Source organism: Sphingomonas quercus, assembly GCF_018863195.1.
GTDB lineage: Bacteria > Pseudomonadota > Alphaproteobacteria > Sphingomonadales > Sphingomonadaceae > Solisphingomonas > Solisphingomonas quercus.
Genome location: NZ_JAHKRT010000002.1, coordinates 487,452 through 504,448 on the forward strand (window position 1 = coordinate 487,452; position 16,997 = coordinate 504,448).

Consider the following 16,997-nt stretch of genomic DNA (forward strand, 5'->3'; position numbering starts at 1 on the left):
CTCATTCGATCACCGGTTCTGCTGTGGGCGAGCCCTTTGGCCAAAACCAGGCGAGGAAGGCCACGCCGAGCGGCGCCAGACCGATCACCACCGCCCACGGGGTGAAGATCGAGCCGATGAACAAGGCCGCCAGCGCGATCGCCGAGAGGAGCGGCCAGATGGTCCCCTCGGGCGAAGGGTAGCGTATGTCCGGCCGTGCATCGATCGCGGTGGTGATGAGCAGTTCGCGATCGTCGACGCGCAGCCCCGTCATCACCGGCAGCGGACCCTGCTCCCAGAGCGGCGTCGCGCTCCGCACGACCGGCACGTGGGGGAAGTTATAGGGTGGCGGCGGCGATGCCGCTGCCCATTCCAGGCTGGCGGCGTTCCACGGATTGGGGGCCGCGTCCCGAGGCCGCCTCAGCGTCAGCGCGACATTGGCGAGGAAGACGAGCCCGCCCAGCACGATCACCCCGACGCCGATGCTGGACAGCATGTTGAGGCCGTCCCACCCCATGTTCGCCGGATAGGTATAGACGCGCCGTGGCATCCCCAGCATCCCCGTGATGTGCATCGGGAAGAAGGCGATGTTGAAGCCCAGAAAGATCAGCCAGAAGGCGAGCTTCCCCAGCCCTTCCGAGAGCATGCGGCCGCTGAATTTGGGAAACCAATAAGTGAGCGCGCCGAGCAGCGGGAAGACGGCGCCGCCGACCAGCACATAATGGAAGTGCGCGACCACGAAATAGGTGTCGTGGAATTGCAGGTCTAGCGGCACGCTTGCCACCATCACACCCGACAAGCCGCCGATGACGAACGTCACGATGAACGCGATGACATAGAGGAACGGCGTCGCATAGCGCGGCTTGCCCAGCCACATGGTGGCGATCCAGCAGAAGATCTGGATCGAGGCGGGGATCGCAACCGCCATCGTCGCCGCCGTGTAGAAGTCATAGCCGAGCCGCGGCAGCCCGGTCGCGAACATGTGATGGACCCACACGCCGAAACTCAGGAAACCGGTGGCGACCACCGCCAGCACCATCGCGGGATAGGCGATGACGGGGCGGCCGGTGAAGGTCTCGACGATCTGGCTGACGAAGCCGGTTGCGGGCAGGAAGATGATGTACACCTCCGGATGCGCGAAGAACCAGAACAGGTGTTGCCACAGCAGCGGATCGCCATGCTCGAAGGGGTTGAAGAACTGCGTCCCGATCAGCCGGTCCGCGATCAGCATGCCCGAGCAGAGCGCCACCGCCGGCAGCGAGAGGATGATCATGATCGAGGTGACCAGGATCGCCCAGGCGTAAAGCGGCATCCTGTTCAGGCTCATGCCGGGAGCGCGAAACTTGAGGATGGTGGCAGTCAGCTCGATGGCCACGGCAAGCCCGGCCACTTCCGTGAAGGTGATCATCTGCGCCCATATGTCGGTGCGCTTGCCGGGTGAGAATTGTGGGCCGGAGAGCGGCGTGTACATGAACCAGCCGGCATCAGGGCCGACATTGAGCACGAAGCCCACCCACAGCAGCAGCGCGCCGAACAGATAGGTCCAGTAGCTGAACGCGTTGAGGCGCGGGAAGGCGATGTTGCGCGTGCCCATCATCAGCGGGATGACGTAGATCGCCGCCGCCTCCATCACCGGCACGGCGAAGAGGAACATCATCGTCGTGCCATGCATGGTGAAAATCTGGTTGTAGCGAGCCGGACTGATCAGCCCGCTTTCCGGTCGCGCCAGCTGGAGCCGCATCGCCACCGACAGGATGCTGCCCAGGATCAGGAAGGTCATCGCCGTGTAGATGTAGCGGCGCCCGATATCCTTGTGGTCGACGGTGGTCAGCCACCCCCACAGGCCGGGGGCGGGGCGCCAGGTCCGGTCCAGCCGCCCCTCGAGCTCGGCGCCCTTCAGCGCCTCTCCGTCGCGGGCGATCCCGGTCACTTCAGACCCTGCAGATAGGCGACGACGGCATGCAGCTTTGCGGAGTCGAAGCCGATATAGGGCATGTTGTTGCCGGGCTTCACCCCCTGCGGGTCGGCGATCCAGGCGTAAAGATGTCCGCGTGTCATCGGCAATGTCCCTGCGGCGATCGAGCGCCGGCTGGCGAGGTGGGTGAGATCGGGTCCGAAGCGGGCGGACGCGGGCGTGCCGGCGATCGCGTGGCAGCTCGCGCATTGCTGCGACATCACCAGGTCATGGCCGGCCTGCGCCAGAGGGGTGGACGGGGGCGCGGCGGGGGCAAGCTGCGCCTGCTGCCAGCGCCTGAACGAGGCGACCGGCTCGACCGTCACGTCGAGCGCCATATGGGCGTGCTGCGTGCCGCAGAATTCGGCGCATTGGCCGCGGAATTGACCGGTCCGGGTCGGCAGGAGCAGCAGATCGTTGACGCGGCCGGGAATGAGGTCCTGCTTGCCGGCGAGCGACGGGATCCAGAAGCTGTGGATCACATCATTGGACTTGAGCGTGACCTTCACCGGCACGCCGACGGGCAGGTGCAGCTCGTTGGCCGTGCGCAGTTCATTGGCCGGCACCGCGTTCTTGTAGGTGATGTCCCACCACCATTGGTTGGCGGTGATCTGCACCTCGAGCGGCGGGCGCGCCGGGATCGCCGCGGAGACGCGCCGCTCGCTCGCATAGCTGCCGACTGTCAGCACCGTGAGGCCGAGCACGACCGCAGCGATCCAGCCGAGCAGGGCGGTGCGCGCGAGGCGCTCGCCACGCTCCGTTCCGGCGGCCCGTCCGCGTATCGCGATGCCGGCGAGCATGCCGACGATGACGAGCACATAGAAGAAGCCGGTGATGCCCATGAACAGCGTGAACAGCCGGTTGAACTGCTCGCCCTGGAGGCCGCCGCCACCGGTCATGGACTGGGTGCCGCCGCACCCGGCAAGAAGGCCGGCAAGGCACAGGCCGGCGGGAAGGCGTGTCACCGGCTGGTGCCCTGCACGCCAGCCGGCGAGGAGGGCACCACCGGCTGCCGGCTCTGCAGCGTCGCCGGCTCCGTGCTGCTCGGTGCGTCGGGGCGGCTGGACAGCACGTCCTGCCGCGGCTGTGCCGAGAGCGAGCGTACATAGGCGGCCAGCTGCCACATCTGCTGCTCGGTAAGCTTGCCGCGCCAGGAGGGCATGCCGTTCGGCCGGCCCTGATCGATCGTGGCGACGATCTCCTCCATGCTGCCGCCATAGCGCCACTCGGCGTCCGAAAGCGCCGGTCCCATGCCGCCACCGCCATGGGCGTGGCAGCCCGAGCAGTTCATCTTCTGATAGAGGAGCTGGCCCTGTGACATCTGGTAGCTGTTATTCTCATAGGCCCTGGCGCGCGGGTCGGCGGCAGTCCTGGCGGGCACGCCCGGCTGGAGGATGCTCTGCCGGGGGGTCGGCAGCGTCTCGGGGACGGGCTGGGCACGGCTTTGCCGTTCCTCGCGGTCACACGCGGAGAGCAGCGCAAGCGCGGCGAGGGCGGCCAGCCTAGCGCGACAGCGAGAAGACATAGAGCATTCCTCCCGCGGTGGTCTTCTGCGGCAGATCGGCCATCGCCACGCCCCAGCCGTTCGCGGCGGTCGCGTCCGCGGTGTTGAGATTGTTGCTGACGATCGCGCCGGGCCAGCCGCCCACGCCGGCAAGCACGGCGACATATTGGTGCCCGTCAGGGCCGCGATAGCTGATTGGCTGGCCGATGATCCCGGAGCCCGTCTTGAACTGCCAGAGAAGCTTTCCGCTGCGTTGATCAACGGCCTTGAACCATCCATCCATGGTTCCGTAGAAGACGAGCCCGCCGGCGGTGGTGAGCGCGCCGCTCCACACCGGCAGGTCTTCCTTGATCTCCCAGACGGGCCGTCCACGGACCGGATCCCAGGCGGTGAACACGCCGCGATTGCCGCCGGGACCAGCGTAATATTTGACGTCGGCGCCGACATAGGGCGTGCCGGCGATGTAGCTCGCCTCATAGCTTCCCCAGTCCATGCAAAGGTTATTGTGCGGGATGTAGACGAGGCCGGTGAGCGGGCTGAACGCGGCCGGGTTCCAGTCCTTCATGCCCGGCGCCGACGGGCAGATGCCGCGCACGACCTGCCCCTCCCTGGGCTCCATGGCGGGGTTGGGGATCAGCCGGCCGCTCTTGAGGTCGACGCCCTTATAGGCGGTGACATGGCCGAACGGGGTCGCCGACAGCACCTCGCCCGTGCCCCTGTCCATCACGTAGAAATAGCCGTTGCGCTCCGGCCGGACCATCACCTCGCGCATGCGGCCCTTGACTGGCATGTCGAGCAGGATCTGCTCGTTGACACTGTCATGGTCGAACAGGTCGTGGGGCGACGTCTGATAATACCAGCGTGCCGCCCCGGTATCGATGTCGCGCGCGAAGACGCCGGTGGTAAACTTGTTGTCGCCGGGGCGCTGCTCCGGATTCCACGGGCCGGGATTGCCTGTGCCGTAGAAGACGAGCCGGGTCTTCGGGTCGTAGCTCACCCAGCCCCAGGCATTGCCGCCGCCCTGCTTCCAGGCTTCGGGCGGCCAGGTCGTGACACCCAGATCGCGACCGCGATCCATCGCGTAGAAGGGGTGGTAGCCGTTGCCGATCAACACATCCTTGTCGGGCCCGGTGGCATAGGCGCGCCAGGCGATCTTGCCGCTGTCCGCGTCGAGCGCGGCGAGCCAGCCACGCACGCCGAGTTCGCCGCCGGAATTGCCGACGATCACCTTCCCCTCCGCGACGAGCGGCGCCATCGTCATCGTTTCGCCGAGGTTGATTTCGCCGAGCTTGGTCTGCCACAATTCCTTGCCGGTCGCCGCGTCCAGCGCGATGGTGCGGTTGTCGAGGGTGTTGAAGAAGATGCGGCCATTGGCATAGGCCGCGCCGCGATTGACGACGTCGCAGCATGCGACACCCTGCGCCGCCGAGAGCGGCCTCGGCTTGTACGTCCATTTGGTCGGCGCCCCGGGCTTGGTGAGGTCGAGCGCATAGACGTTGTTGGGGAAGGGCGCGACGATGTACATCGTGCCACCGACCACCAGCGGGGCGGCCTCATGCCCCTTGGCCACGCCGGTCGAGAAGGTGAACGCGACCTTCAGCCGGCTGACATTGGCGGTATTGATTTCAGTGGCGGTGGAGAAGCGCGTGCTGGCGAAGTTCTTCGCCGCCATCGTCCATTGGCCGTCATCGCCGTCTCCCACCGATCGGGCGGTGACGGCGCCGCTGCTGCCAGCATAGGGGGTGAGGGGAGCCTGTGCCACAGGCTGCGGTGCCCGGGAGCGCACGACGATGATCGCGATCGCTGAAATCACCAGCAGCGCAGCTGCTGCGGCGAGCATGGCGACCAGTCGCTGCTTCTTCAATTCGGCTGCCCTCACCCTTCAGCTTATTTTTTCTGCCCAAAATGCCGTTCTCTCACCCCACCCAGCTCTCCCCAAAGGCATAAGCGAGGGTGGCGAAAGCTCCGATCAGGACGAAGGCGGCGGCGACCTTTTCGATCGATCGCAGACGGCGGCCGGTCACATCGTTCATGCTGACGTCGCTCCCTGCCGGATCAATGCAGCAATGCGTTGCATGTTCCGGGCAACAGTGCGGAAATCAGTGAGCGCGGAAGTCGCGGGCCGAGGGGCGCTTTCCCCTCGCTTAGAGATGGTGCAGCCGCGGACTACGGCCGCTTTTCGGCTGTGAGGTCGGGGAAGTAACCCTCCGTGTACACACCCGCGTGCACTTTCTGATCAGGCCGCCGCGCTCGCCCGCGGATGGGACGATGTCAGCCACGCCCCAAAGGCGTCTGCGCTCATCGGCCGGCCGTAGAGGTAACCCTGTCCCTCCTGGCAGCCGATCTGTCTCAATGCGATTGCAGCCTCCGCCGTCTCTATCCCCTCGGCCACGACACGGAATCCCAGACGGTGGGAAAGGCTGACCATCGACTCGACCAGCACATGGTCCGGACTGGCCCCTGCGGTGAGGTTCTTCACGAAGGCCTGGTCGATCTTGACAATCTTCACCGGCAGGCGCTGCAGATAGGCGAGGCTGCTGTGGCCCGTCCCGAAATCGTCGATCGCCAGCGACACGCCCGCCCCGGCGAGCGCGTTCAGAATGCCGAGTGCCTGCTCCGGCTGCTCCATCATCGCGCTTTCGGTGAGCTCCAGCTCGAGACGCTCCGCCGGCAGGTTGCGCTTCAGCAGGCCGAGCTGGACACGCTGAACGAGATCATTCTCGGTGAGGTTGGCGGCGGACAGGTTGAGCGACAGGTTCAGCGCCAGCCCGGCCCGATGCCATTCGGCGAGCTGGTCGAGCGCAATGTCCAGCACGCGTTGCGTGGCCGCCCGGGCTAGCGAGGTCTGCTCGATCACCGGGATGAATTCGCCGGGGGAAACGTCGCCCAATAAGGGGTGCCGCCAGCGCAGCAGCGCCTCCGCGCCGACGCAGCGTCCGGTCGCCAGGTCGATGCGCGGCTGATAGACCATGCGAAGCTGGTCCGCGGCCTCCAGCGCTGCGCTGAAGTCACGCAGCAACCCGTATTGACGGCGATGCGCCTCGTCCTTGGCCGGCGAATAGACCGCAATGCCATTGGCCATTTCGCGCGCCTCATGGGCGGCGCTCGCAGCGCCGCGCAGCACGTCCTCGCCCGGCACCTCCCCCAGCTTGAAGGGCCGGACGCCGAGTGCGGCATTGGTGGCGAAGCGGCTCGCCGAAGTGGCGCGCAGCCGCTCCAGCGACGCCTGCAGCGATCGCAGATCGGGATCGCTATCGGGACAGCGGGGCGACAGGAAGGCGAATTGCGCCGGTCCGACATGATAGGTCTCGCGGCCCGTGCCGAGTTCCGCCCGCAGCGCGCGCGCGGCATCGCGGATCAGCTCTTCAACCCGGCCCCCGCCCAGCGCCCGGGCGATGCGGCTGATCTGTTCGCCGCGGGCGAAATCGACGACGATGGCGAAGCGCTGCTCACCGGGATTGTCGCGGGCGAGATCGCTGAGGTCGTCGAGGAACTGGTTGCGCGTCGGCAACCCGCTGATCGGGTCAATGCGGCCGAAGGCATGCTGCAGTTCGATCTGCGCCATGACCATGGCAGCAAGATCGACCAGAGCCATCATCTCGGCCGCCGACGCCTGCCGCGGCTCGGTGCCCAGCACGCACAGCGCGCCAAGGCCATGGCCTTCGCGCGTGATCAGCGGAGCGCCCGCGTAGAAGCGGGTCCCGGCGCGGGCCAGCACGCTCTCGGCATAGCAAGGGTCGGCGAGCAGATCGTCGACCACCAGCGGCACCGCCGATTCGGCGACGGCCGCGCAGGGCGCCCTGTCCCTCGGAATGCTCCAATGATCAACGCCGACGCGGGATTTGAACCATTGCCGATCCTGGTCGGTCAGGGAAACCGCCGCGATCGGCAGCCCGAAAATCTGGCTGGCCATCCGCGTGATGCGATCGAAGCTTTCGCTCGGCGGCGTGTCGAGCAGCTTGAGCTGATGGAGCGCATCCAGCCGCGCCGCCTCACGATGATTGTCCACGTCGCTTCCCCTGATGAAGATCGCGTCGTACCGCGCGGATCTTAAATTCAGGCTACTTCAACACGGCGCCGCTTCGTGTTCGATGCCGGATCGACGCAACAGGAGCGGACGGGGCCTGATCACAGATTTTGGCGCGCCGGAAGCGACGGCAGGTCGGTGTGGGACAGGAGGCACGCCGGGACCTCCTCCATCGTGCCGCATGTCCGCGTCGTCGCCTGGCCCCGGGCGGCGCGGCCCGGGCCAACAGAAGCACGCCCATGATCGGACTACCCATCGCCTATCACCCACGCCGCCCAGGGCTGAGAATGGCCGGTTGTGGCAACAGTCGCACACCCAAGGAACGTCCGCTCTCCCGACTAATCCCTTAGCGTCGCCAGGATAAAGTCGGCGCGAGCAGTCACAGTATCGCGAGGCAATATGACTGGATCATAACCCGCATCCACATAGGCATCCCGGACACGCTCGTAATCGCGCAGCGCCTTTTCGAGGCTGTGGCGCCGATCGGCGTCGTTCACATATATTTCTGGCCAGGGCGGCGCGATGAACAACCGGTCATAGCGACGGGTTGCGATGATATGGGCAGGCCGCTGTCCGCCGGTCGCGACGATCGCGACGGACGCATCCACGACGCCGCGGTCGAAGAAAGTCAGCCCACGCGCCGCTTCATGATCCGCGATGGACATTGCGAGCGCGCGACGGGCGAAGGCGGCGGCATCTACCCAGGGGAAAGCGTCTCCGTTTCTCTCGCGCTCCTCGGCGATGATGCGCCGCCCCGGCTCAGCGACCACCGCGTGACCGCGTCGCGCGAGTTCCTCGAGAAGGGTTGATTTGCCGCCACCGGAGCATCCCGAGATCATCACGAACATATGACTTCGCTTCCGATACCGACCCCCGTCCGGGGTTAGCCAATGATCTTGTGAAGGGCGACAATGGGCCAGGGCAGGAATTATCTGGGTCATGCCATATAGGCAATCGGCTGCTTCAGATTGTCGGTCCTCATCGCGTCGCCGGGTGGGCAAGTGAAACTGCATCAGGTTCGTGGTCGCGCACGACAGCCAGGCGATCGGACCTCATGCACGCCGCACCAGACCCGCAGGCACTCCAGGGGGACATCGCCGGGGGCCTGCGTCGCCGGCGCTCTTGCGGGGAAGCGCACCAAATAGCCGGATTTCAGAAGGTCAGGTGAAGTTGTGCAACGTATAATTAACAGGTTGGAGGCTAAAAACACGCAGATTCTTGAGGATTGCGTTCACTTCTTTGCCGAACGCCCTCTCTGCGCGAGGAAGTGGCCAATGAATTTGCCGAACATGCCTATCTCAAAAAAGATCATGGTGGCGCTTGGCCTCTTCGTGTTTCTTTGCGCCGGCCTCACCGCCTTCGCGGTCAACAGGATGAACGTCCTCGCCACCAACGCAAATCGCCTCGGCACGGTACTCGGCGGTGAGGCCCGCTTGTTCGCCGGCGTGAGCGAAAACCTCACGAAGATGCAGCAGCTCGGCTTCGAAACCATCGTGGAGTCCGACCCGGTTCGTCGGGCGACGCTTCCCGGCGAAATCGAAGAGGAGATCAAGGCGCTCAACCAGCGCTTCGAGGAACTCCATGCGATCATACCCGACGAGGACAAGGCGCTTGTTTCCAGCATCGAAGACGGTGCGGCGAAGTACGAGGAGAGCCTGCGCAAGAGCGTGGCACTTGCCGTTCAGAACAAGGATCAGGAAGCCGAGGATATCATCCAGGACGTTGCGGGCGCGCAGTATGACAAGCTCGACACGCCGCTCGACAAGGTCCGGAAAGAGAAGAAAGAAGCGTTGAACGCCGGTGTGACTGAGGCGGCCGCGATTGCGAACACGGCGCTGTGGTCGATGCTCGGCGTCGCCACGTTCGGCCTCATCTCGATTGGCATTATCGCGCTCACTATCGTTCGTCGCCAGATCGTCCGCCCGCTCATCCGGATCAACGGCATCATGACGACGCTGGCAGCCGGCGATAACACCGTCGAGGTTGCGCATATGGACCGGCTCGACGAGATCGGCAGCATGGCAAAAACCGTGCTCGTGTTCCGTGATGCCGCGATCGCGAAGGAGCGGAGCGACGCCGATCAGAAGCGCGTCGTCGAAAGCGTAGCGACGAGCCTCAATAAGCTGAGCGCGGGCGATCTCACGGTTCGTCTTGCCGACTTCCCGCCATCATATGCGCAGCTAGAGCACGACTTCAACAGCGCGGTGGAGGGGCTGCGCCAGACGATGATCTCAGTCAACGCTAGCGCCGTCGGTATCCAAACCGGTGCAGGCGAGGTGCGCGAGGCGTCCAATGATCTTTCGCAGCGTACCGAGCAGCAGGCGGCAAGTCTTGAGGAGACCGCTGCTGCCATGAATGAAATCACCAGCACGGTCCAGGGTACGGCGGAAAGCGCATCCACGGCGAAGTCGGTCGTTGAACAGGCGAGAGGCGATGCCGAGGAGAGCGGCATCGTGGTTCAACGCACGGTCGACGCCATGAACGGCATCGAGCGATCCTCGCAGGAAATCTCCGAGATCATCTCGGTTATCGACGGCATCGCCTTCCAGACCAATCTTCTCGCTCTCAATGCTGGTGTCGAAGCAGCGCGCGCCGGAGATGCCGGGAAGGGGTTCGCCGTGGTTGCATCCGAGGTCCGGGCTCTGGCTCAGCGATCGGCGGACGCCGCCAAGGACGTCAAGGAGAAGATCAACGCCAGCGGTCAGCAGGTGCAGGCCGGCGTCCAGCTGGTTGGTGAGACTGGCCAGGCACTCACGCGTATCATCGAGCGCGTAAAGCAGATCAGCGAGCATATTTCCAAGATTGCGGCGGGGGCTGAGCAGCAGGCGACCGGGCTCCAGCAGGTCAACACGGCGGTCTCTGAAATGGACGGGGTAACTCAGCAGAACGCCGCAATGGTCGAAGAGGCGACCGCCGCAGCCCGTTCGCTTGCCAGTGAAGCCGAGCAGCTGGCGCACCAGGTCGCGCAGTTCAAGCTTGGGGAAAGCGGCTCCGGCCCGACTGTCGCCAGCCAGCCGCGGTCCAATAAGGTGCAGAAACTGCATACGCGCGTGAGCACCGGGTCCCATGGCCGCATGGTGAACCGGGGGAATCTGGCTCTTGCTTCAGCTCCTGCAGTCGGGGAAGACGACTGGTCCGCGTTTTGATGTTCGAGATCTCAACTGCGCGTCACCATAGTCAGGAAAGGGCTGCGTGATGACCCGGCAATTCATCACTGTCGAAATAGCCGATCAATGGCTGGGTGTCGACATCATGGCCGTGCGTGAAATCCGCGCATGGTCGCCCGCGACGCCACTGCCCAACACGCCCGAACACATCCGCGGGGTGGTGAACCTTCGTGGCGTGGTGCTGCCGGTACTCGACCTGAGCGGCAGGCTCGGATGGGGCACGACATCCACGACCGAGCGGCACGCCATCGTGGTGGTGGAGATTGGCAGTCAGCTGCAAGGGATCATTGTTGATGGAGTCAATGACATCGTCAGCGTTTCGCCCGATGATCTTCATTCCGTGCCGGATACCGGCACGACCAAGTCGCCGACGTTGCTCGAAGGCTTGGCCCATGTCGATGGGCGCCTCGTCCTCGTCCTCGCGCTTGACCAGTTGGGGTTGAACGACACGGAGGCGTGGAAGGAGGCCGCCTGACCGGCGGCCGGTCAGGTCTGGATCCTATGGTCTGTTGCCGAAAGCCTCGATGAGCGCCGCCGCGAAGGCCCTGACGGCCTCACGATTTCCATCTGCAAGCAAGGCAGCAGCGCGGATCCGCGATCGCCACCCGGCCGCGCCCTCGCCGGCACGGCAGCTTTCCGCTGCCGCAACCGCTTTATCGACATAATCGGCGCGGCTGGAGGCAATGGTGTCAGTAATGCCGATTTGTCGCAGCAGCCCCGCGGCAAGCCGCTGACGCATGAACTGCCCCTCCAAGGTGATCAGCGGCAGGCCCCGGGCGAGCGCGCCATGGGCAGTCGTGTAGCCAGAGAAGCTCGGGCAATCGAGATACACGTCCATCGCCTCGAGGAAACCGGCGAAAGCATCCGGGGCAAGCCATGGCACCTGACGCAGCACTTGCGAGGGATCGATGCCGCCAGCACGCAGGGCTCTCGCCAGCCGGTCGCTGACGGCCTCGCTCGCCCAGCGATGCTTTCGGGACGCAACGAGCCACATCTCGCACCTGCCGACCCGCCGCGCTATTTCGACGATCAGCGCGTCGTCACCAGGGTCGAACTTGGTGGACTGGTGGCAAAGCGCAAAGCGCACCGTACCCGGCTGCCGCCCCGGATCGCCCCATGCCTCCACCGCCTTGGATGGTGGCTGAGTGCAGACGCCGGTGCCGGGCAGTCTGACCAGTTGTTCCCGATAATGGCGATCCCCGTCCGCCGGCTCGATCAGGTCCCCGGACATGTACAGGTCGATCGTCGGCAGGCCACTCGTAATCGGATGACCCCATGCCGCGACCTGAAGCGGTGCCAGGCGCAATGCGGCGAGGGCCGTTGTCGCGGCGTCCATCCCGATCTCGGGAAAGAACAGGATATCCGGTCGTGCCTCGGTGACGGCATCAATCCAGGCGGCGAGCGGCATCGGTCCCTGAAGAAACCGGTCGGCCCGGCTCCGTGCCCAATCGGTTTCCCCGTCGATCTGTGCGCCGGTATGAAAGATCATCAGCTCGAACACCGCAGGGTCGAGTTCGGCGACGATCCCTCGCAGGATCATCTCCCAGACCGGATGCTCTCGAACCTGCGCACTGACGACGACAAGGCGAAGGCGGTCGCGCCCTTCGGGCCGCTTTCCGAGATCGGAGCCGGGCCGGAAATATTCATGCGCCGCCTTGCTCATCAAGTCGCCATAGCGCGCCAGAGGTTCCGTCACATCGAATGGCCGATACGCAAGGTAGAATGGCTGCGCGCTGCCAACAGCGGGGCCCAGGCGCGCTGTATCGGGCAGCGCCCAGGAGGCGAGCTCGTCCGTCGCACGCGCAAAGGCCTGGGGTGCCGCAGCGCTTTCCTGCGCCGTCCGCACGAACAGTGGCACCGATCCAATTGCGATGCCGAGCCTCGCGCCGGCGCTGTCCGGGAACAGATGGAGTGCCTGATCGCAGACCGCTTGCGCTTCCGTCGCCTGTCCCTGGTCACGCAGGATGGCTGCCAGCAACACATAGGGGTCTGCGGAACCTGGTTTGGACTGGATGGCGCGGCGGCAGAGTGAAGCCGCCTCCTCGGCGGCGTCCCGTTCGAACAACAGAAGCGCCAGATTGTAGGCGGAGTCCGCGGCCTGCGGCGATGCCTGGAGGGCACGACGATATGCTTCCTCCGCGCCGCGGGGATTCCGGGTTGCACGCAGGGCGTTGCCCAGGTTGTTGAGTATCGCTGGATCATGAGGCCGGGCAGCGACCGCGGCCCGAAGGGCGGCGACGGCCTCATCGTTTCTTCCCTGCCTGACCAGGACGGTGCCCAGGCCCGCAAGCGCATCAGGGTGGTTTGGCTGTAAGGCAAGGGCTCGCCGAAAGGCCATAGCAGCCTTCTCCAGCTCACCTTGCGCGATACGAACGGTGCCAAGACCGTGGTGCGCGTCGCCATGGTTGGGATTCAGCCGCAGCGCCTGTTCGAACGCGCGGGCTGCGGGTTCCAGGGCGCCCTGCGCCCGCAATGCATTGCCGAGATTGTTGTGAAAGCTAGGCACCATGGGGTTGGCCGCAATGGCCTGTTCGATCATGCGAACGGCGCCAGCATGATTTCCGCGCTGGTGGGCCACCACACCAATAAGGTGAAGGGCGTCCGCCTGCCCCGGAGCGATCCGCAACGCGGACTGATAGAAATTCTCGGCTTCGTCCAGGCGCCCGGCGCGGTGGTGCGCCAAACCTTGCTCGATCATGGCGCGGATGCCCGCCTGACCATTTCCGGTCATGGCTTCACGCGTGGCGCGCTGCCGTCCTCCATTTGCGGCAAGGGGCGCTCCGCGCAGGACCGGCCTGCAAAGCTCATTCGCATTCCGCTTTCTCCTGGCAAGCCGCCGCGTGGCGGTGAGCGGAGCCTTTCCGTTATGCATGGCAGGACGAGTGTCAACTGACGGTCGGGAGCTGCGGGTTTTATGACCGCAGCGGTCGTCGTCACCTTCGCCTGTCGGCCCAGTGCCGGGAACGATCATTATCGTCGGAAGCGGATGAAATGACTTGGAGTAAGCGTCATCCCGCCGCGCGACAAATTGAACGGCAGTTCAGGCGCTACTCCTCGGCGAGGCAGCGCTCAGCTGCGACAGATCCTGTCGGCAGCGGGCTTCTGGATAAACGCATCGAGGATCGCAGCGGCCGGCATGGCGCGTCCGTAGCGGTACCCCTGGGCTTCTGAGCAACCCAGGGCGATTAGCGCAAGCTCCTCCTCCGCGGTTTCGACGCCTTCGGCGATAACGGTCAGCCCAAGGCTCGACGCCATGCCGATAACGGCTTTTACGATCGCAGCGTCGCCAACCTTCCGATCGATCGAGGCCACAAAGCTGCGATCTATTTTGAGTCGCGTAATCGGATATTTCTGCAACAGGCTGAGCGATGCGAAGCCTGTGCCGAAATCATCGAAAGCGATCCCGACGCCCAGGGCCTTGAGCTTTCGGAGCGCCTCAGTGGACTGCGCGCTGTGCCGAAGAACCGTTGTCTCCGTAATCTCCAGTTCGAGCTGGTTGGGAGAAAGACCGTGCTTCTCCAATGCCGCCGACACGCTGGCGAATAACTGCCCCGAGCGCAATTGGGCCGCGAACAGATTGATCCCAACTCGAAGCGTTCCCAGGCCGGCCCGCGACCAGCCGGCTGCGGCCGCGCAAGCCTGATCGACGATCCACTCGCCCACCTCTCCTGCGATGACACTTTCCTCTAGGACCTCCATGAAGGTCCGGGGCGTCAACAAACCGTGGTGCGGATGACGCCACCGCAGAAGCGCCTCCACTCCGGTCAACGAACGGTCGGCCAGGCAGAGCTGTGGCTGATACCAGAGCTCGAATTCGTTCCGCGCGAAAGCCTGTCGAAGCTCGGAGGCAAGGCGATGCCGGTGCTGGGAGCTATTCTGCATCGCGCGAACGAAGAAGGTTCGGACACCGCCGCCTTCGGCCTTCGCACCGTATAACGCCAGGTCGGCACAGGAGAGGAGCAACTCGACCTCCAGTGCGTCCTTTGGCGACATGGCGATGCCGATGCTGGTGCCGACGTAGATCGACTGTCCACCAAGCTCGAACGCGGGGTGCAGTGCGTCGAATATTCGCTTGCTAAGCTCGTCGACCCGCAGCGGATCGGCGCAATCAGACATTAACACAGCAAACTCGTCGCCGCCGAGACGCGCGACGAAGGCCTCTCCCCCGGCGGCATGCGTCAACCGCTCCGCGACGGCAGCCAATAGTGCGTCCCCGACCGAGTGGCCGAGGGTGTCATTCACATGCTTGAATCCGTCAAGGTCGAGCAGGAGCAATGAACATGGCACACGGCCAATGTCGGCCACGAGCCGCTCCTGAAGCGCATTGCGGTTGGGCAGTGACGTGAGGGTATCGCAGTGCGCGAGATGCTCCAGTCGCTTCTTCGCCGTATGTCGATCGGCGATGTCGCGCAGCAGGGCGCCGAACATCGGCTTGCCGTCCTCGAACCACATCGACAGCGAGAGATCGACGGGGATCTCGGTTCCGTCCGCATGTCGCGCGAGCACGTCGACCGAGTGGCCGGAAAGGCGCGCGTGTCCGGTCTGAACCGCTCTTGCAAGACCCGCATCATGCGAGGCCTGAAGCCTCGCAGGAATGATGATCGAGAGGGACTTGCCGATCGCGTCCTCCGCCCTGTGGCCGAAAAGCTCCTCGGCTCCAGTGTTCCACGACACAATCAAATTATCCGCGCCGGCGCAGACAGCCGCGGTTCCCGAATTCGCCAGCATCTGCTCGTAACGACGGCCAGCCGGGTCCCGCGCAGTGGAACCCGCCTCGCTCCCGTCGTGATGTTGCTCTCGATGCATCCGGCCTCCCGGATGGCACCATAGCGATGGGAAGTTAAGCATTCGTCGTTCTCAATCGGATATCCGCTCTGGTATCCGGATAATTTGCGTGGCCGGCGCGCAAGTGGCGCCGATGACTAAGTGCACATGAGGTGGACCGGCGGCGGGCATTGGCTTGCCACCAGCCCGCGGCGGGCACGCCGCGCTTAGCTGGCAGTGGAGGTGGCGGAGACGGGATCACCGTTGAACGCGGGTCCCTACAGGCTCCGTGGAAACCGGTCGCGCGGCGCCTGAGGACCTCGCCGCCAGGGACCGGCCTTTCAGTCAGTCCGCTCAGTCAATGAAGCCGGCAGGGCGCTCGCCTCGTCCAGAGACAATGGCCTTCCCAGCAGGAACCCTTGAACCTTGGTCACCCCGATGTCGCGCAGGGCCGCCAGCTCCGCGCCGGTTTCCACACCCTCGGCCACGATCTCGCTGCCGATCGCCAGGCCGAAGGCGGTCAGCGCCAGCGCCAGCGCGCGCCGGGCCGGGTCTCGATCAACGTCGCGGGTCAAGCTCATGTCGAGCTTGATGATGTCGGGGTTGAGATCGAGGACGTGGCGAAAGCTCGCATGGCCCGCGCCGGCATCATCCACCGCCAGACGCAGGCCACGCGCGCGCATGGGCTGAAGCGCGGCCGCGAGGGCGGCATAGTCGGCGACTTTGGCATGTTCGGTCACTTCGAGGATCAGCCGATCGGCCGGCAATCCGTCGAACAGCGTGGTAAAACCGGGCTCGGTGATCACCGAAGGAGAGAGATTGACCGAGAGCGACGTGCCTCTCGGCAGCCTTGCCAGCCCGGCGCAGGCCTGACGTAATGCTGCGATCTCAAGGTCGCCCCCCAAGCCCGCATGCAATGCCTCGGCGAACCATAGATCGGGAGCCCGGTGGGGCTCCGCGGCGAAGTGGGTGAGCGCCTCGAAGCCGGTCAGCCGATTGTCCCGAAGATCATAGATCGGCTGATAGACGGTCGTGAACTCGGACCGGGTGATCGTGCCGGTGATGCGGGCCCTGCATTCGTCCTGCGTACGTTGGGCCTCAATGTCCCCGTAGATTATTTCGGCCATCAAGTCGGCAAAGGCCCGCAGCGTCGCCAGATCGCGCCTGCCGAGGGTGCGGTCGGGCTGGCGCGCGAAGCAGCACAATGTGCCGTAAACGCAGCCATCGCGCAGGCGCATCGGCACACCGATATACGCGCCGATCGACAGCGCCCTGGTGACCGGCAGCTTCGCCGTTGCGGTTGTGGCGCCTGCGTCGTGAATGATTTCTGGAAGCCGGCCGTCGACAATGCGCTGGCAATAGCTTTCCTCCAGGGGATCGGACGCGCCGGCAACGACCGCCGTCTCCACTCCGGCATCCACTAGCCGGAACACGCGCCGCCCTTCCGCGAATTCCGAGACGAATCCGACATCCATGCCGAGATGAGCGCGCACGATCGCCAGCATCTTGCGCAAACGCACCCCGGCGGGATCGCCAGCATCTTCCCGGAATTTGCTCAGCACCGATGCGACGTCATCCATAGCGCCTTGAACGCGTGATCGG

The 16,997-nt window shown here is 64.9% G+C and carries 11 protein-coding genes and 1 pseudogene; 2 read left to right on the top strand and 10 right to left on the bottom strand.

Translation table 11 applies throughout. The features are described from left to right. Window position 1 precedes the first annotated feature (1 nt). From ctaD to KOF26_RS05535, 6 genes are all read right to left on the bottom strand, one after another. On the bottom strand, window positions 2–1,909 hold the full coding sequence (gene ctaD, locus KOF26_RS05510) for a cytochrome c oxidase subunit I (protein WP_363181874.1): 1,908 nt from the start codon (window positions 1,907–1,909) through the stop codon (window positions 2–4). Then, complete coding sequence (locus tag KOF26_RS05515) at window positions 1,906–2,898, bottom strand: cytochrome c oxidase subunit II (RefSeq protein ID WP_216321334.1); 993 nt, start codon at window positions 2,896–2,898, stop codon at window positions 1,906–1,908. Before KOF26_RS05515 ends, ctaD begins: the two co-directional genes overlap by 4 nt. Then, entirely contained in the window at window positions 2,895–3,458 is a 564-nt protein-coding gene (locus KOF26_RS05520) for a c-type cytochrome (protein ID WP_216321337.1), read from the bottom strand. The genes KOF26_RS05515 and KOF26_RS05520 overlap by 4 nt, the downstream gene beginning before the upstream one ends. Then, window positions 3,436–5,301: a methanol/ethanol family PQQ-dependent dehydrogenase gene (locus KOF26_RS05525; RefSeq protein WP_216321340.1), complete on the bottom strand. Its 1,866-nt coding sequence runs from the start codon at window positions 5,299–5,301 to the stop codon at window positions 3,436–3,438. Before KOF26_RS05525 ends, KOF26_RS05520 begins: the two co-directional genes overlap by 23 nt. Before the next feature lie 372 nt (window positions 5,302–5,673). Beyond that, window positions 5,674–7,446, bottom strand: a complete 1,773-nt coding sequence (locus KOF26_RS05530) for an EAL domain-containing protein (RefSeq protein WP_216321344.1) — start codon at window positions 7,444–7,446, stop codon at window positions 5,674–5,676. 356 nt (window positions 7,447–7,802) lie between these two features. Next, a complete protein-coding gene (locus KOF26_RS05535; RefSeq protein ID WP_216321347.1) occupies window positions 7,803–8,312 on the bottom strand; it encodes an AAA family ATPase in 510 nt (169 codons plus the stop codon). A gap of 426 nt (window positions 8,313–8,738) precedes the next feature. On the opposite strand from KOF26_RS05535, the gene KOF26_RS05540 reads away from it, so the two are divergent. Then, window positions 8,739–10,610, top strand: coding sequence for a HAMP domain-containing methyl-accepting chemotaxis protein (locus KOF26_RS05540; RefSeq protein WP_216321352.1), 1,872 nt, complete (start codon window positions 8,739–8,741; stop codon window positions 10,608–10,610). 49 nt (window positions 10,611–10,659) lie between these two features. Continuing rightward, window positions 10,660–11,106 carry a chemotaxis protein CheW gene (locus KOF26_RS05545; protein WP_216321355.1) on the top strand — a complete coding sequence of 149 codons (447 nt, stop codon included), beginning with the start codon at window positions 10,660–10,662 and terminating at the stop codon, window positions 11,104–11,106. Between the two features lie 24 nt (window positions 11,107–11,130). Here KOF26_RS05545 and KOF26_RS05550 read toward each other — a convergent pair whose 3' ends face one another. The 4 genes and pseudogenes from KOF26_RS05550 to KOF26_RS05565 all read right to left on the bottom strand — a co-directional run bounded on the left by KOF26_RS05550 (window position 11,131) and on the right by KOF26_RS05565 (window position 16,975). Beyond that, the gene (locus KOF26_RS05550) at window positions 11,131–13,170 is read right to left on the bottom strand and encodes an O-linked N-acetylglucosamine transferase, SPINDLY family protein (protein WP_216321358.1); all 2,040 of its coding nucleotides are present in this window, start codon (window positions 13,168–13,170) and stop codon (window positions 11,131–11,133) included. Window positions 13,171–13,191: 21 nt separating this feature from the next. Next, a pseudogene (locus tag KOF26_RS17380) lies at window positions 13,192–13,602 on the bottom strand (hypothetical protein); the annotation flags it as partial. Between the two features lie 98 nt (window positions 13,603–13,700). Next, window positions 13,701–15,437 carry a putative bifunctional diguanylate cyclase/phosphodiesterase gene (locus KOF26_RS05560; RefSeq protein WP_216321365.1) on the bottom strand — a complete coding sequence of 579 codons (1,737 nt, stop codon included), beginning with the start codon at window positions 15,435–15,437 and terminating at the stop codon, window positions 13,701–13,703. Between the two features lie 299 nt (window positions 15,438–15,736). After that, window positions 15,737–16,975 (bottom strand): sensor domain-containing phosphodiesterase, encoded by a 1,239-nt coding sequence (locus KOF26_RS05565; protein WP_216321370.1) that lies wholly within the window; start codon window positions 16,973–16,975, stop codon window positions 15,737–15,739. Window positions 16,976–16,997 lie beyond the last annotated feature (22 nt).

What these genes read in the sequence shown, in the direction of transcription:
- KOF26_RS05535 (WP_216321347.1), bottom strand. Translation starts at nt 8,312, where the DNA reads ATGTTCGTGATGATCTCGGGATGCTCCGGTGGCGGCAAATCAACCCTT.
- KOF26_RS05560 (WP_216321365.1), bottom strand. Translation starts at nt 15,437, where the DNA reads ATGCATCGAGAGCAACATCACGACGGGAGCGAGGCGGGTTCCACTGCG.
- KOF26_RS05520 (WP_216321337.1), bottom strand. Translation starts at nt 3,458, where the DNA reads ATGTCTTCTCGCTGTCGCGCTAGGCTGGCCGCCCTCGCCGCGCTTGCG.
- KOF26_RS05550 (WP_216321358.1), bottom strand. Translation starts at nt 13,170, where the DNA reads ATGATCGAACAGGCCATTGCGGCCAACCCCATGGTGCCTAGCTTTCAC.
- KOF26_RS05565 (WP_216321370.1), bottom strand. Translation starts at nt 16,975, where the DNA reads ATGGATGACGTCGCATCGGTGCTGAGCAAATTCCGGGAAGATGCTGGC.
- KOF26_RS05545 (WP_216321355.1), top strand. Translation starts at nt 10,660, where the DNA reads ATGACCCGGCAATTCATCACTGTCGAAATAGCCGATCAATGGCTGGGT.
- KOF26_RS05540 (WP_216321352.1), top strand. Translation starts at nt 8,739, where the DNA reads ATGAATTTGCCGAACATGCCTATCTCAAAAAAGATCATGGTGGCGCTT.